General features: G+C 40.5%; 16 protein-coding genes. 6 read left to right on the forward strand and 10 right to left on the reverse strand.

The window, feature by feature from the left end; genetic code table 11:
- Positions 1–794: 794 nt before the first annotated feature.
- Positions 795–1,100 carry a DUF1330 domain-containing protein gene (locus PARC_RS18495; RefSeq protein WP_010553557.1) on the reverse strand — a complete coding sequence of 102 codons (306 nt, stop codon included), beginning with the start codon at positions 1,098–1,100 and terminating at the stop codon, positions 795–797.
- A gap of 149 nt (positions 1,101–1,249) precedes the next feature.
- Complete coding sequence (gene soxR, locus PARC_RS18500) at positions 1,250–1,729, reverse strand: redox-sensitive transcriptional activator SoxR (protein WP_010553558.1); 480 nt, start codon at positions 1,727–1,729, stop codon at positions 1,250–1,252.
- A gap of 76 nt (positions 1,730–1,805) precedes the next feature.
- Here soxR and PARC_RS18505 point away from each other — a divergent pair, with 76 nt between their 5' ends.
- From PARC_RS18505 to PARC_RS18530, 6 genes are all read left to right on the forward strand, one after another.
- Positions 1,806–2,279 carry a flavodoxin family protein gene (locus PARC_RS18505; RefSeq protein WP_010553559.1) on the forward strand — a complete coding sequence of 158 codons (474 nt, stop codon included), beginning with the start codon at positions 1,806–1,808 and terminating at the stop codon, positions 2,277–2,279.
- A 72-nt stretch (positions 2,280–2,351) separates the two neighbouring features.
- Positions 2,352–2,861, forward strand: coding sequence for a DsrE family protein (locus tag PARC_RS18510; protein ID WP_010553560.1), 510 nt, complete (start codon positions 2,352–2,354; stop codon positions 2,859–2,861).
- A gap of 8 nt (positions 2,862–2,869) precedes the next feature.
- The gene (locus tag PARC_RS18515) at positions 2,870–3,505 is read left to right on the forward strand and encodes an SGNH/GDSL hydrolase family protein (protein ID WP_010553561.1); all 636 of its coding nucleotides are present in this window, start codon (positions 2,870–2,872) and stop codon (positions 3,503–3,505) included.
- A gap of 79 nt (positions 3,506–3,584) precedes the next feature.
- Complete coding sequence (locus PARC_RS18520) at positions 3,585–5,123, forward strand: EAL domain-containing protein (protein ID WP_010553562.1); 1,539 nt, start codon at positions 3,585–3,587, stop codon at positions 5,121–5,123.
- 56 nt (positions 5,124–5,179) lie between these two features.
- Complete coding sequence (locus tag PARC_RS18525) at positions 5,180–5,719, forward strand: hypothetical protein (protein ID WP_010553563.1); 540 nt, start codon at positions 5,180–5,182, stop codon at positions 5,717–5,719.
- Positions 5,720–5,937: 218 nt separating this feature from the next.
- Positions 5,938–6,627 carry a response regulator transcription factor gene (locus PARC_RS18530; RefSeq protein ID WP_010553564.1) on the forward strand — a complete coding sequence of 230 codons (690 nt, stop codon included), beginning with the start codon at positions 5,938–5,940 and terminating at the stop codon, positions 6,625–6,627.
- Between the two features lie 80 nt (positions 6,628–6,707).
- On the opposite strand, the gene puuE is transcribed toward PARC_RS18530, so the two are convergent.
- Genes puuE through xdhA form a run of 8 tightly spaced genes read right to left on the reverse strand, consistent with a single transcriptional unit; the run spans position 6,708 to position 15,766 of the window.
- A complete protein-coding gene (puuE, locus tag PARC_RS18535) occupies positions 6,708–7,640 on the reverse strand; it encodes an allantoinase PuuE (RefSeq protein WP_010553565.1) in 933 nt (310 codons plus the stop codon).
- A 1-nt stretch (position 7,641) separates the two neighbouring features.
- Positions 7,642–8,853 (reverse strand): urate hydroxylase PuuD, encoded by a 1,212-nt coding sequence (locus tag PARC_RS18540; protein ID WP_010553566.1) that lies wholly within the window; start codon positions 8,851–8,853, stop codon positions 7,642–7,644.
- Positions 8,854–8,858: 5 nt separating this feature from the next.
- The gene (gene guaD, locus PARC_RS18545; protein WP_010553567.1) at positions 8,859–10,223 is read right to left on the reverse strand and encodes a guanine deaminase; all 1,365 of its coding nucleotides are present in this window, start codon (positions 10,221–10,223) and stop codon (positions 8,859–8,861) included.
- 2 nt (positions 10,224–10,225) lie between these two features.
- Positions 10,226–10,564 carry a hydroxyisourate hydrolase gene (uraH, locus tag PARC_RS18550; RefSeq protein WP_010553568.1) on the reverse strand — a complete coding sequence of 113 codons (339 nt, stop codon included), beginning with the start codon at positions 10,562–10,564 and terminating at the stop codon, positions 10,226–10,228.
- Positions 10,561–11,061: a 2-oxo-4-hydroxy-4-carboxy-5-ureidoimidazoline decarboxylase gene (gene uraD, locus PARC_RS18555; protein ID WP_010553569.1), complete on the reverse strand. Its 501-nt coding sequence runs from the start codon at positions 11,059–11,061 to the stop codon at positions 10,561–10,563. The genes uraH and uraD overlap by 4 nt, the downstream gene beginning before the upstream one ends.
- Positions 11,058–11,948: a xanthine dehydrogenase accessory protein XdhC gene (gene xdhC, locus PARC_RS18560; RefSeq protein ID WP_010553570.1), complete on the reverse strand. Its 891-nt coding sequence runs from the start codon at positions 11,946–11,948 to the stop codon at positions 11,058–11,060. The genes uraD and xdhC overlap by 4 nt, the downstream gene beginning before the upstream one ends.
- The gene (gene xdhB / locus PARC_RS18565) at positions 11,941–14,280 is read right to left on the reverse strand and encodes a xanthine dehydrogenase molybdopterin binding subunit (RefSeq protein WP_010553571.1); all 2,340 of its coding nucleotides are present in this window, start codon (positions 14,278–14,280) and stop codon (positions 11,941–11,943) included. Before xdhB ends, xdhC begins: the two co-directional genes overlap by 8 nt.
- Positions 14,267–15,766 (reverse strand): xanthine dehydrogenase small subunit, encoded by a 1,500-nt coding sequence (gene xdhA / locus PARC_RS18570; protein ID WP_010553572.1) that lies wholly within the window; start codon positions 15,764–15,766, stop codon positions 14,267–14,269. Before xdhA ends, xdhB begins: the two co-directional genes overlap by 14 nt.
- Between the last annotated feature and the right edge of the window lie 105 nt (positions 15,767–15,871).

Genomic DNA, 15,871 nt, shown 5'->3' on the forward strand with positions numbered 1-15,871 from the left:
TTAGTTAAAGTAATAGTTACATATGTAGTTTTGGGAGCTACAAAAAACCATTAAATAGATACACTTTTAGTCTAGAGCGTGTTGAACTTTGCGGGCTGAAATTCGTTCAATCTAGAGGGGTTTAATTGCGGCGCAAGATTTTTAACCTAGTGGGCTCGGTTACTTTACTGGCTTACATTCCTGTAAGAATAAGTAAACCGGGGCAAAGCTTCCGCGACCTGCACTCGTTTAAATCCATGTAGGCAACAAAGAGTCAATAGTCCCTAGCAAGAACCCAAAGGGCAGCGCATTTTTGTCATTTATCCTGCGTTATCGCCTATTTATTGTGAGCACCAAACTCTATAGGCTCTGTCTTGCCTAAATATCAAATAGTCTGCTGTAAATTTAACCACCAAAGGTTAACGCGCCTTAGTTAAAGTTATTTCATGATCTAAGTATTTGGCTGGGGTGGTAAACTGTGATGTTATAAAAAGATATTTTAATTAGCTTTTTTCACTTAGGTTTTGCTACAAAACACTGTTGTAGCTCAATTCTTTTACTAGCAGAGCCTTAAGCTTTTAAACATAGCATAGGTCATAGTTTGTAGTATTAAAAATTTACCTGCGGCGAATACTATAAGAGCGGCTATAGCTTGGTTTAACTAACATTTTGCAATTCATCGAAGCTTCTTATTAGTGACATTTTATTAGTGACATTTGATATCCTATATGCGACTCATCAATAATTCATAAAAGAGTAATAAATATTTAGTAGTTATATTTTGTAAATGTAACTACTAAAATACTGCTATTAGCTTAGATACTATTCATATCAAACTCGTCACATAAAACTGCAGTGCCATCAGTAGACTCGTGACGTAGATGTACTACTTTTTGATACGCGTCGCAATTGTACCAGCCTAATGCTTGCTCACGGTTTTTAAATTTAAGTACCACAGTTCGGTCATTTTTCGTATCACCTTCAATAATTTCAATATTTTGGTCAACAACTAGAATTTCTATATCAAAACCTTTAAAGGTATCAATTGATTGGGGTAAGTATTGGTTATTAAGCTTGTTTGTGTCGGTAACTTTGTGGCTAAAAATAAAATAAGCGGCCATGATATTTCCTAGATTAAATGTAATTGATATATAACTAATATGTTCAAGCAAAGCTTTGCTTGTCACATTAGGAAGTATATTGGTTTGTATAAAATTGATAATACCGGGTAATGGCTATTCAGTTTTTACTTTATCTATAAAGTTAAGCCCTATTTGTACACAGGTAAAAGCTCAGAATTTAAAAGTACAGCTCCGCTCTCTTTATTTCCTAAATGATCATCTTTATTATAAATTGGGCAGCTTTTTAGCGATAAACAGCCACAACCTATGCAACCATCAACGCGGTCACGTAAATGCTGCATATGCGCAATGCGCTCATCGAGCTGAGCTCGCCAACGCTTTGAAAGTGATGACCAATCTTGTTTTGTTGGTGTGCGGTTGTCGGGTAGAGTAGCTAAGGTATTTTTAATTTCATCGAGCGTAATTCCCATCGCTTGAGCTGCTTTTATTACAGCTACACGACGTAATACATCAGGTTTATAGCGTCGCTGATTACCATTATTTCGCCAGCTCTTAATTAAAAACTTAGTTTCGTAAAAGTGAAGAGTAGATACTTTTACACCACTTCTTTTTGCTACATAGCCAACGGTTAGGTTAGCTTCGGTTAACTTTTTTTGTCCTACTGGCATTATTTTAATCCTTTAGTTGACCTCAATATAACTTGAGGTTTTAAGCTTCTACCACATTAAAAAAGGAGCTAACTAAATGCAACAAAAACTTGAGCGTAATACTGTTATTATTTATTCAAGCGCACGAAAAAACGGCAATACCACAGCCCATGTTAATAGCTTTGCCGAGCAAAATGATGTGCGCGTAATTTGTCTGGATGATTATAAAATTGCGCCGTATTGTTATGACAAAAACTATAAAAATGATGACTTTTACGCGCTATTTGAAGCAGTTTTACAGTACGACCATTGGGTGTTCGCGTCTCCTGTTTATTGGTATAACACTACGGTACAAATGAAGTCTTTTATAGATAGGATCACAGATTACATGGATGACGAAACCTTGAAGCCGAAATTACGGGCTTTACGTAATAAAGATTTTTCGTTGTTATCAAACGCATCATCGCTTGAAGCGCCTGATATTTTTGTAGAAATGTTTAAACGAACATTTAGCTATTTAGGTATGCAGTTTATTAACCACCATCATAAAAACACTCAATCGGCAGCATGATAAGCTGCCCTTTTTTCTTTGCTTCTGTTAGTTTTATAAATAGGTTAACTTATTTAAAACACAGGATTGTTTATGAAATACCTATTATTGCTTTTACTTATAAGCCCATTTTCGCAAGCGGGTGAAAACCTTATTAAAGACTTTGGTTACTTTTATAGTGTTCCGGAGCATGTTCAGATAAATGACTCTACGGTATTCAAAATAGCCTTTGATGTTGGTGATGGCGCTAAAAAAGGTGAGCAGAACAATTCAATGAACTCACTTGCACGTTTTATTAATATGCATGTAGCACACGGTGTAAAGCCAGATAACATTCAATTAGCGTTAGTGGTACATGGTAGTGCTAGCGTTGATGTATTGGCTAATAGTGAATATAAAGAACGTTTTAAAGCAGATAACAAAAATCAAAGTTTAATAAAGCAATTGTTGGCCAATAACACCGTGGTTTATGTATGTGGGCAATCGGCTACGCATTATAAAGTAGCACCAGAACAACTAATTGAAGGTGTGCAAATGTCACTTTCGGCGATGACAGCACATGCCCAGCTGCAACAGCAGGGTTATACACTCAATCCATTTTAATAATTAACATGACAAAAAATATTCTCTGCTTTGGTGATTCTAATACATGGGGTTTAAACCCTGTAACGGGAAAACGCTTTGATGAAAATACCCGTTGGACATCGTTATTAAATAAAAACTTAGGGTGTGGCTTTAACGTAATAGAGGCAGGGCAGCCCAACCGCACGTTAGTGCATAATCCACCGTTTGATGGCGTGCTTAATGGTGTTAGTTATCTAAAGCCTTATTTGGATAAGCATGAGCTCGACTTTATTATTATTGCCCTTGGTACAAACGATCTTAAAAAACGTTTTAATTTAACACCTAGTTTAATAGCAGATGGGTTAAATGATTTAATTAACTCAATACATATTTATTATCAGCAAGGTAGTACTTTAAAATCTCCTAAAATTATTATTGCTAGCCCACCTAAAATAAGAATCACCGAGCAGTATTCGCGTATTTACGAAGGTGCAGATATAAAAGCAACAGAGCTCTCTAGTGCATTCAAAAGCGTTGGGGCTACTCATGAATGTACTTTTATTGATTTTAATACATTTATTAATGTAACAGCCGGTGATGGGATTCACTTTGAAAGTAACCAGCATTTGGTAATCAACTTTAAAATAGCGCAGTTAGTTCGAGATTTATTAAATAATTATTAAAGCTATCTATTTGAATTTAGTGCGTCTTATGCAATCATCTAAACAAAGTAGTTATATAAATTAACAATCTCAGGATGCTATGGAAAAGTACCAAAAAAAATCGATTATAGCCGTTCTAACAGGAGTGTTAGTTTTTATAACTGGCTGTCTTATTTTGCTCTATTTTGCAGCGCAAGAACTCACTACTCAAATAAATGCCGATACTAAACACATTCTTAAACATGTTGACTCTGCTGTATTAGAGCGTCGCAGTGTGCTTACACCTCTTAATAAGTTTGGTTTCAAGCAGTGCGATGAAACTACATTGCTTGAAATGCGGCGTGCTTTATTTGATTCACAATATGTGATTGATATCGGTTTTTTTATTGGTAACCAGTTAATGTGTACAACGGGAGCTGGTTTGCTAAGCAGTGTTATAAACGACCTTGAGCCTGACTATATCCGTAAAGATGAGGATGTACGTGTACGTTTTGAGCCGCAGTTGTATTTATTATTATTTACCGGACGTCCTATGGAAGTGGTAATCGTTCGCCAAGGTAATTTTAACCTGATCATGGAGTCAAAGGCATTCAACTCTGCGAGTATTGGGTCCAAAAATTGGGAAGTTGTATATAGAGACTCCGAGGAACTGCATCATTTAGCAGGTACAAAAGGCACTTATAGTAAAATAAGTGGCGACAGCTATTTACCGTATGAAACGGGTGTTGCTTGTAGTACTAAAAATGAGAACTACTGCGCAGCAGTGCATTTGCCTTGGAGTCAGTTCTTTTCTAATAACCACTTTTTATTAATCATCTCCTTAATTTTAACCTGCTTAGCTGGTGTGTCGAGTGCGTTAATGGTAAATGCAAGAATTGCTGCACGTCGCTCTATTAATCAGCGTATTCGTAAAGGACTCAAAAAGGGATCATTTTATTGGACTTACCAGCCTATTATTTGTTTGCAAAGTGGCAAGCTGATTGGTTGCGAGGTACTTGCTCGTTTTGAAGATAAGTACGGTGCTTTATTTCCAGATGAGTTTATTCCGGTTATCAGAAAAAACAATTTAACCTGGACTTTTACTGAGGCCATGATTGCCACCACAATCAAAGAGCTAACCTCTATAGAGATATTGCCTAAAGGCTTTAAAGTGTCGCTTAATATATTTCCGTGTGATGTAGAGCTGGGTAATGTCTCGTTGTTGCCGCAAATTACAGAGCTTACCAATTCACGCTTTATTATTTGTTTAGAGATAACTGAAGACGAATACCTTGATACAAGCATTGCGCATGCTCATTTTAGAACCTTGGTTGAATCGGGGTTTAATTTATCATTAGATGATTTTGGTACGGGTTATTCGAATTTAAGAAACTTACAAAATTTGAGTTTTCACCAACTTAAAATTGACCGTACGTTTGTACAAGATATAGCAACTGAGGGCTTAAAGGCCTCTATGATCCCAAATATTATGGAACTTGTGCACAAATTTAATTATACCTGTGTAGCAGAAGGAATTGAAACCACTGAGCAAGAAGCAATTTTAAAAACAGCGGGTGTGCATTACGGACAAGGCTGGAAGTACGGTAAGCCTATGACCGCGTCTAAATTTAAAAATTATATAACTAATCAGCATTTTTAGATCTCAGCTGCCATACTAAACGTATCGGTATGAAATTTATAAATATTAGGTTTATTATGATCAAATTAACATTAAGTGCTTTTGCACTTTTACTACTTAGCGCATGTACAACACAGTACCCAAACCAACAATTAACAGGTAAACAGTTCCCAAGCATTAGCGGCGAAAGTTTAGAGCAAAGCATGGTGACTATACCTAGTGATTTTAAAGCAGATAAAACACTACTGCTCATTGGGTACAAGCAAGATAGTCAATTTGACATAGACCGTTGGCTAATTGGTTTAGATATGGCGGGCGTAACGCTCCCTACATACGAACTACCAACCATTGCCGGTATGGCACCACGCATGTTTAGTACATTTATAGACAGCGGTATGCGCAAAGGCATCCCTAAAGAATTATGGGGTGGAGTAATCACTATTTATAAAGATGGTGAAGCGGTACAAAAGTTTACAGGTAATGAAAGTCCAAATAACTCTCGTGTAGTACTTATAAATAGCAGTGGCGAAATTTTATATTTTTATGACCGAGGTTTTTCGGTAGATGCGTTAAATAAATTAAAAGAAGCTATAAAATACATTACTCTAAATATTTGAGTTAATGTAGATTCTAAGCTTTATAAGTCAATAACCGGATCTGTTATTTATCTTATAAAAGCAATTTAATTGACTCGGTTTTTAATTTTATGTATTGATTTTATTGTGTTTTATTTATTTAAGGGTGAGAAGCGATAACTGTATTTTAATACCAAAAGCTCATTGTAAGTTGTATTTGATTTAGGTAATGTAATATAAATGTTTCAAGGATGAAATTTATGCCTCATATAAAATCAGTATTTGTAAAAACAACATTTCAATCATCTTTTCATTCACATAATTACGCAATTATTTTAAGAACACTGCAAGCTCTGTTCGGTGATATTAAAATGGATGATGTTGTGCCTAAAGTAGAGCTGCGAGCTAATTATGATTTGTTTTTAATAGATGGCGCTAAAAGTAAATGGCAAGACCTTATTCCAGCAGATCTTATCTGTTTAGCTAAACACTATAGCGTTGTCATTTTTAATGTTGATAAAGAAGATGTGTGCGAGCAAAACTTATTGCTTAACCATTTTAATGGTGTTTTTTATAAATCTGATCCGCCAGAAGATATTTTTAAAGGGTTACTTCGTGTTAATACTGGCGAGCTTTGGTTTACGCGTAAAGTGATTTCAAAAGCTTTTAACGATATTTTAGCTGTGGCATCGTCGTTTAATAGCTTACACGACGACATTGAGTTAAAGCAGGACGATTACGATCATTTAACAAAACGAGAAAAGTCTGTTATTCATTTAATTGCACAGGGTGCGAGTAACAATACAATCGCTGATAAACTTAACATTAGCGACCACACTGTAAAAACACATTTATACAGTGCGTTTAAAAAAACTAACTCACGCAACAGGGTGGAGCTTGCTAATTGGGCGCAGCGCTATATATCTGTTTTGCTGCCAATGGGGAAATAGTTTTTTGAATAAATATCACTACTCCTAAAGTGATTTAAGCCCAGCTTTGCTGGGCTTTTTTATGTTTTAAAAAGTATAAACTATGCTTTTTTATACGCGTGAGTTTTAAGCCAGTGCTCGGCTATTTGCTCACGCGTGGCAAACCAAACCTGATCATGCGAGCGGGCATATTCTAAAAACCGTGCTAATGCTTTTATTCTTCCTGGTCTGCCAATTAAGCGGCAATGCAAACCTATCGACATCATTTTTGGGGTGTTTTCACCTTCTGGATCGCCTTCCTCGTATAGCGTATCAAATGCATCTTTTAAATAATTATAAAACTGATCGCCAGCATTAAAACCCTGCACGGCAGCAAAGCGCATGTCGTTTACATCGAGCGTGTAGGGCACAATGAGTTGTGGCTTACCTTCTTTAATACTGTAAAAAGGTAGGTCGTCGCTGTAATCGTCGGCATCATATAAAAAATTACCATTTTCAACTACAAGTGCTGCGGTATTTGGGCTAGTTCGGCCGGTATACCAGCCTTTGGGCTTTTTACCCGTAAGCGTTTGAATAATCTCAATGGCTTGTTGCATATGCTCGCGCTCGGTTTGCTTATCTATATTTTGATAATTAATCCAGCGCAGGCCATGGCTTGCAATTTCGTGGCCTGCTTCAACAAAGGCTTTAGCTATATCGGGGTGGCGCTCAAGGGCCATCGCCACTGCAAAAATGGTGACCGGTATATCGTATTTTTTAAATAAACGCAGTAACCTCCATACGCCCGCGCGCGAGCCATATTCGTAAATAGACTCCATGCTGATATGGCGGTCTTCTACATGCGGGGCACTGACTATTTCTGATAAAAACGTTTCAGCGGCTGCATCGCCATGCAGCACGCAGTTTTCGCCACCTTCTTCGTAATTTAATACCACTTGCACGGCAATACGGGCTTTATTAGGCCAGTTTGCATGAGGTACATCTGGTCCATAACCAATTAAATCGCGCGGGTAGTTTTTAAATTGCTCGCTCATTTTATTGCTCCTTTTTAAGCGCTGCGAGCCAAGAGCCTAGCGCTTCGCGCTCTGTGTCTGTCATCTTGGTCATATTAGCCAGTGGCATATCTTTGGTTATAACCGCGCGGGTATGCACAAGTACTTGCGACTTTTTTACCTGTTCAATTGAATCAAGTTTAAAGCCAAGTGGCGCTGTTTGAAAAAGCTCAGAGGTAGGTGTCTCGCTGTGGCACTGCGTACAGTGTTTGCTGATTATATCCCACGCTTGTGCGTCGGTAATACTTGCTTGTAAAGGCGCGCTTTCGTCTGCATTTGTTGGTGTATTAGGCCACGGAGCTATTGCCAACATAAGAGCAAAAAATGCTGCAATACCACTTATAAGTACTGAAGGTTTATTAACGCCTTGATGTTTTAAGTTAAAGTAATGGCGTATCCACATACCAATACCAAACAGCGCAATTAAAATAAGCCAGCCAAAGTTGTGGCTATACGTGTAAGGAAAGTGATTGCTAAGCATAATAAATACTACAGGTAATGTGGCGTAGTTATTATGAATAGAACACAGCTTTGCCTTTAAACCTGGCGCTGAATCAGGGATTCTACCAGCTTCTACTTCACTCACCATGTAGCGCTGCCCTGGCATAATAATGTGATATACATTACCCACCATACACGTGCCAATAAGTGCACCTACATGAATATACACAGCGCGGTCGCTAAATAGTTGATCAACCCCAAAAGTCCACAGAGCTAATAAACCAATAACTACAGCAATAAACACTTTGCCGTTTTCAACCAGCGGGGTTTTACACAATAAACGATAAACACCATAACCTAAGCCAATAAAACCAAGGGATGCGCCAATAGCTGCAAATTTACTTAGCTCACTTTTACTGTTATCAATTAAGTATACGTCGGCGCCAACATAATAAAGTAAGCTAAATAGTAATATACCGGTGATCCACGTTGTGTAGGCTTCCCACTTAAACCAATGCAGGGTGTGAGGCATTTTTTCAGGGCCATTTTGATACTTAGCCACTTCGTAAAAGCCACCGCCATGCACGGCCCATAAATCGCCTTTTATGCCTTTATCGATTTTCCACTGCGGTGGTGTTTGTAGGTTGTTATCAAGCCATGCAAAATAAAATGAAGCGCCAATCCAGGCTATACCAGCAATAACATGAAAGTAACGCAGTACTAAATGAGCAAGCTCAAATAAATAGTTTTCCATAACAGTTAAGCCTCTTCTAATACCGGTGAGCGGGTGTCTGAAAATTGATTGTTATCATCGCGCTTATACACACTTTTACCCATAATGTAGGTTTGCTCAACGCAGCGGTCGTCGCCTAACATCATCATTGCAAATAGTTTTTCATGCAGGGTTTTGGCATGTTGTATTCTAAATTTTAAAAACGAAGTTGCCGAACAATCCATTACAACAAAATCGGCTTCACAGCCGGCTTCAAAATTACCTATTGTCCCTTCTAAATCGAGCGCTCTAGCACCGCCGAGTGTTGCTAAATACAGCCCCTTAAATGCTGAAAACTTTTGACCTTGTAACTGTTGGATTTTGTAAGCTTCGTTACCTGTTTGTAGCATAGAAAAGCTTGTTCCTGCGCCTACATCGGTACCCATGCCTACGTTTATGCCGTGCTCTTCACAGGCTTTTAAATTTAATAAGCCAGAGCCTAAAAACAGGTTTGAGGTAGGGCAGTGCGATATAGCCGCATTGTTATCGGCAAGGCAGCAAAGCTCGCGCTCAGATAAATGAATGCTATGGGCAAATACCGAGCGTTTGCGTACCATTTTTGCTTGCTCGTACACGCCAAGGTAATCTTCAGCTTCTGGAAATAACCCTTTAACCCATTCGCACTCGTCTTTGTTTTCAGATAGATGAGTGTGCAGGTAGGTGTCTGGGTATTCTTCAAGTAACTGAGTGCATTTTTGTAATTGCTCAGGGGTTGATGTGGGGGCAAAACGCGGTGTAACTGCGTAGCTTAGCCTGTCAACATTGTGCCATTTCTCTATTAGGGCTTTGGATTCGTCATAGCTTGTTTTCGCGCAATCAGATAAGTCGTCAGGACAGTTACGGTCCATCATTACTTTACCGGCAATCATACGTAAATTGCGTTTTTGTGATTCTTTAAAAAACGCATCAACCGATTGCGGGTGCACAGTGCCAAATACAAGGGCAGTGGTTGTGCCATTGCGCAGTAGCTCGTCTAAAAAGCGATTAGAGATCTCTTTTGAATAATGCTTACACGTAAATTTTTTCTCCGTCGGAAACGCATACTCGGTTAACCAACTTAGCAGTTGCTCGCCGTACGCCCCCACCATTTCGGTTTGTGGTAAGTGTATGTGGGTGTCAATCATACCAGGCATAACCAGTTTGCCATCGTGGCGGATAACACGCGCTGATTTATCAATCGTAGGCAGTATGTCTTGCTCGTAACCAAGTTTAACTACTTTGCCGTGCTTGATAACTAATGCGCCTTTTTCAAAAAAACGATGGGCGCTTTCGCCAGCAATGGCAGGGTCGTCAATAAAGTCGAGTATATCGGCACAAACTACTGTTAAGTTATTATTGTTTTGCGTGCTCATTATTAGCTACCTCTGTATGTAGAGTAGCCAAACGGGCTAAGCAACAATGGGATATGATGATGTTTAGTATCTTGTAATCTAAACGTTATTTGTGCCTCTGGGTAAAACGCAGGGGTAGGTTGGTTTTGGTAATAACTATCTAAATCAAAGACTAGCTTATAGGTTGCAAATTCTACTTCTGTATTTAGCCAGTCGGTAATTCGCCCGTCGCTATCGGTTGTGCCTTGGGTTAGTTGCACCCATTCGTTATTTGTAAGTTTAAATAGCTTAACAGCAACGTTTGCTGCTGGTTTTCCGGTGCTGGTATCGAGTATATGGGTGGTTATAGGGCTTTTGTTCATAGCAGTGACTCCAATCTTATTTTTGTTATTTTGGCTTGTTCGCCCGCGGCTATAGCAAGCTCTGTGCTGCGGGTGTTGTGTAAGCGCTGCTCTATGAGTTCAAGCATTTGTTCGGCCGTTTTACCGGTGGCGCACACAATAAAAATAAAGCCAAACTTGCTCAGGTACTCTTTATTAAGAACGATCATTTTGGTAAGTACGGCTTCGTTTGCTTTGCTCATACCTGATTGCTCATGCCCCGCTTTTTGTGCGGTAGCAGCGTATTTTTTGCTAAGGGTTGATAAGTCACCTATTTGCGGGTGGCCTTCAAAGGCAGCTAAATAGTCGCTCTCGCCAAGGCTATCCCATATGTTTTTTGCGCATTCAAACAGCTGCTGAGCACTTTTAAATGGTATTGCTTTTACCATGCCTGCCACCCAGTTAGGGGCCGCGCAGCAATGCTCAAGTGCTTGTTTTGCTTGTGCATCATTTAGCGTATTTATTTGTAAGCTACTCATGCGCCTACTTCCTCCTGCGTGGTGCTAATTAAGGCATTTTTTAGTGTGCGCCACTGCAAGCCTTGGCGTTTTGGCGCTTGGGTTTGCATAGCCTGATAAAGGGCAATTAGCTGTCCACTAATCGAAATAGCCACTTCCATTGGTAATTTGCCCGTAATATTTTTAAGCCCAACAGGGCAGGTCATTTGTTGTATTTGATCGGCTGTAAAATCGCGATGTGCTAGGCGTTGTTTAAAACGTTTTGCTTTAGTGTCAGAGCCAATAACGCCCAGCCAATTGGCATCAGCGCGTTTAATAATGGCTTGGGTGAGTGCAAAGTCGAGCTGGTGGTTATGGGTCAATATTAAGTAGTTGTTAGCCTTTGGTGCACGTTTTACTTGCTCTGTTGGCTCTTCATCAACCACTTTTACTACGTTATTTGGAATAGCCTGTGGGAATACATCTGCGCGGCTATCTATCCAGCGTATGCGCATAGGTAGTTGTGCCAATATACCAATAAGCGCCTGTGCTACGTGGCCTGCGCCATAAATGTCGAGGGTAAAGCGCTCGCATTGCATGCATTCAAGCATAACGGTGGCAGCTCCGCCGCAGCACTGGCCTAAATTTGCACCCAGGTTAAATTGCTCAATTACTTGGGCGGCTTCGCCTTTGGCAAGTAGTTCGCGGGCTTTTTCTATTACTACGTATTCAAGGTGGCCACCGCCAAGAGTGTCGTAAATATGCTCGCCGCTTATTACCATTTTAGAGCCTGTGCCGCGAGGGGTTGAGCCATTTGTGCCAAGTACCGTGGCAATTACATAATTAGTGCCGCTTTGTTCGTGCTCGTTTATAGCCTGCGCCCAGTTTTGAGTATGAAAACCCTGAAACGACTCATTTAAATTAGTCATGTTGATGCTCCTTAAACCAACTAGCGGTTTGCTCAATTGCACTCAATACTCGCTCTGGGGTTGCGGGTGTATCCAGTGGGGCTGTGTATTTGTAATCAGCCACACTGCTTATGGCATTACGAATCGCGCTCCATACACTAAAAGCCAGCATAAATGGCGGCTCGCCTACGGCTTTTGATCTAAATACGGTGGTTTCTGGATTGGCAGAGTTATAAAGATTGACGTTAAATTCGGCAGGTGTATCGCCAATGGCTGGTATTTTGTAGTTGGCTGGGCCAAAGCTTGCAAGTTGGCCCTTATCATTCCATTGTAAGTCTTCGGTTGTTAGCCAGCCCATACCTTGCACAAAGGCGCCTTCAATTTGCCCTATATCAAGTGCTGGATTAATTGAACTGCCCACATCGTGCAGTATATCAACGCGGGTTGCCGTGTTTTCGCCAGTTAGGGTATCTACTTCTACTTCGCTGAGTGCTACGCCGTGAGCGTAGTAAAAAAATGGGCGGCCTTCACCTTTGGCTCTATCGTAATGAATTTTTGGTGTGGCGTAATAACCCGTTGATGAAAGCGATATACGGTTCATGTAAGCAAGATTTGCAAGTTCGCTAAAGCTAATTTCCCCTTTACTAAAAGTAATGAGGTTATCTTTAAATGTAATACTTTGGCTGTCTACTTCAAAGTGCTCGGTAATAAAGTTTATTAAGCGCTCTTTTATTGTGTTTACTGCATTTAGCGCCGCCATGCCGTTTAAGTCGGTACCACTTGAGGCCGCTGTTGGTGAAGTGTTTGGTACCTTGTCGGTACGCGTAGCACTAATACTTACCGCGTTAAAATCGACCCCAAAGCCGTGGGCCACAATTTGCGCAATTTTGGTGTTTAGTCCTTGGCCCATTTCGGTGCCGCCGTGGTTTAAATGTATAGAACCATCGCTATATACATGTACTAATGCACCGGCTTGGTTTAAGTGTTGTACCGTAAACGAAATACCGTATTTAACCGGCGTCATTGCAAGGCCTTTTTTTATAATAGGTGACGATACGTTAAATGCTTTAATGGCCTCTTTACGTGCCCAGTAGTCACCCGACTGCTCAAGCTGAGCAATCATATCTATTAAAATATGTTGCTCTACGGTTTGATGGTACGGCGTAGTATCGCGGCCTTTTTTGTATAAATTAAGTTTTCGGATCTCAAGCGGATCTTTACCTAATTTGGCGGCTATATCGTCCATTATTAGCTCGCCCATAATCATTCCTTGCGGGCCACCAAACCCTCTAAATGCGGTATGGCTTACGGTATTTACTTTACAGCGATTACCCTTAATTGTGGCGGCTGGGTAGTAGTAGGCGTTATCAGCATGAAACATGGCGCGGTCTACAATTGCATCCGATAAATCAGGGGAGTAGCCACAAAATCCGTTTACGGTAATGTCGGCACCTTCTATTAAGCCATTTTCGTCAAAACCGACATGGTATTGATTATAAAAAGGGTGGCGTTTACCGGTTAACTTAAAATCGTCGCTGCGGGCTAGGCGCATTTTTACTGCGCAGCCAAGGTGGTAAACCGCAAGAGCTGCAAGGCATGCCCATGGTGCGCCTTGGGTTTCTTTGCCGCCAAAAGCACCGCCCATACGGCGGGTTTCTACGTTTACAAAACTAAATGGCTTTTTTAAAATTTTAGCGACTAAGTGCTGCACCTCAGTAGGGTGTTGCGTAGAGCACTGAACATGAATGCCCCCGTCGTTATCAGGTTGCGCCAGCGCTATTTGGCCTTCTAAATAAAAGTGTTCTTGCCCGCCTATGTTTATTTCGCCTTTAAGCTGGTGGGCTGCGTTATTAATGGCGTTTTCGCTGTTACCACGGTTAAGTGAATGGGGCGGCCTTACCCAATGCTCTTTGCTAATAGCTTCTTTAATATCGAGTATGGGTGTGGTTTGCTCGCACTCTATAACCACTAAACGTGCCGCGCGACGTGCTATGGCGTAGCTGTCGGCAACGACAATTAATACAGGTTGCCCGTGGTATTGAATTTCATGACTAGTGAGTAATACATCACCAGGAAATACCGGGCCAATATCAAGCTTACCCGGAACATCTTCGGCCGATAAAATACGTTTAACGCCTTCAACTGCCAGTGCGTGACTTGTATCTATTGATTTAATAAAGCCGCTTGTAACAGGGGCGAGCACTGGGTAAGCATGTAGGCAGCCGTATGGCTCCGGGTTATCGTCGGCAAAATTTGCACTGCCACAAACTTGTTTAATAGCGCTTTCGTGATATTTAGATTGCCCAACGCTACCACCTTGCGCTTTTAGTTTATCCATTTCAAAGTGACGCATGTGAGATCCTCGTAATGGCAATGTTGTTATTGTTGCGTGCTTGCGGCTTACAAAACTCAATACCAATGCGTTGTAATAAGTTTTTGCTTACCGTAGTGCGGTAATGCGCACTGCTTCTTACATCGCTCATGGGCTTAAAGTCATCGTTAATAGCCGTTGCTGCGTCTATAAAACTACTTACTTGTAATGATTGAGATATCAGCTTTTGCTCAATATGCTGCGCGCGCTTAGGAATAGCAGCCATACCGCCCATAGCGCAGCGGGCTTGAGTGATCATGTTTTGTGAATGCTCTATAGCAAGTACCAAACACACGGTAGATATATCGTCTTCAAAGCGTTTTGATATTTTATGACACGCCAGTTTTAGCGACTCAGGGCGCTTTGGGATGGTGAACTTACTAATTACTTCATCGCTTTTAAGAACTGTTTTTTTGTAATCAATAAAGTAGTCGGCAACTTTAATAGTGCGCGTACCAGCGCTGCTTAATAAATCCATTGATGCATTAAGAGCGATTAAAAGGGGAGCTGGATCGCCAATAGGAGAGGCATTCCCTATGCTGCCACCAAGTGTGCCACTGTTACGTACTTGGCTTGATCCTAAGCGTTCAAATAGCTCTTTTGACTCTGGGTAATGGTTATAAAATACCTCAACAAATTGGCTATAAGGGAGTGCTGCACCAATGTGTAACTCACCGTTATTATCTGCCAAGGTGCAAAGCTCCTTTACTTGGCTAAGGGAGATAATTACATCCGGTAAGAGCATGTTTTGGCTAAGCTCAATGGCAAAGTCGGTGCCACCAGCAACTAAATGTGCATAAGGATAAAGCGCTTTTAGCTCAACAAGTTGCTGGGCAGTTTGTGGTAAGTAAAATTTGCGAGGACCATTTTTTAAAAATGGAATATCGTCATCATATTGCGTATTAAGTGATGCTTTAAATTGAGCGGCCATTGCTGAGTACGGTTCAGCTTTACGCTCATAGCTATAGGCTTTTTCGGCTGCAAGTAATATAGGGCTATAACCTGTACAACGGCATAAGTTACCACCAAGTGCATGAATAACCGCTTTTTTACCAGGGTACGTTGGTTCATTAATATAAAGAGCCAACAAGCTCATTATTATACCAGGCGTACAAAAACCACACTGCGAACCATGGCACTCCACCAGTGCACGTTGTACGGGGTGTAAATCGGTTAAGTTTGGGTATAAGCCAGTAGTCACAGCCTCTACCGTTACTATATGTTTTGCATGCGCATTACCTAATAACAATAAACAGCTGTTCATTGTTTTGTATTGCCAACTAGTTTGCCCGTTTGCATTTATACGCTCTTCACCCACTAAAATTGTGCACGCGCCACAGTCGCCAGTTGCACACCCTTCTTTGGTGCCCACTTTCCCTTTTTTGGTGCGTAGCCAGTCCAAAATGGTGAGACTTGGCGAACATTCTTGTACTTCAATTGGCGTGTTATTTAATAAAAATTGAATCACACAGACCCCCTTAATTTTTATAAAGCCCTGATACATAAAGGCTTGGCGTATGTTTTTTCTTGTTGTTTGCGCACGGGTAACAAAAATACTTTTTAATCTTTAATT

This window comes from Pseudoalteromonas arctica A 37-1-2 (assembly GCF_000238395.3).
GTDB lineage: Bacteria > Pseudomonadota > Gammaproteobacteria > Enterobacterales > Alteromonadaceae > Pseudoalteromonas > Pseudoalteromonas arctica.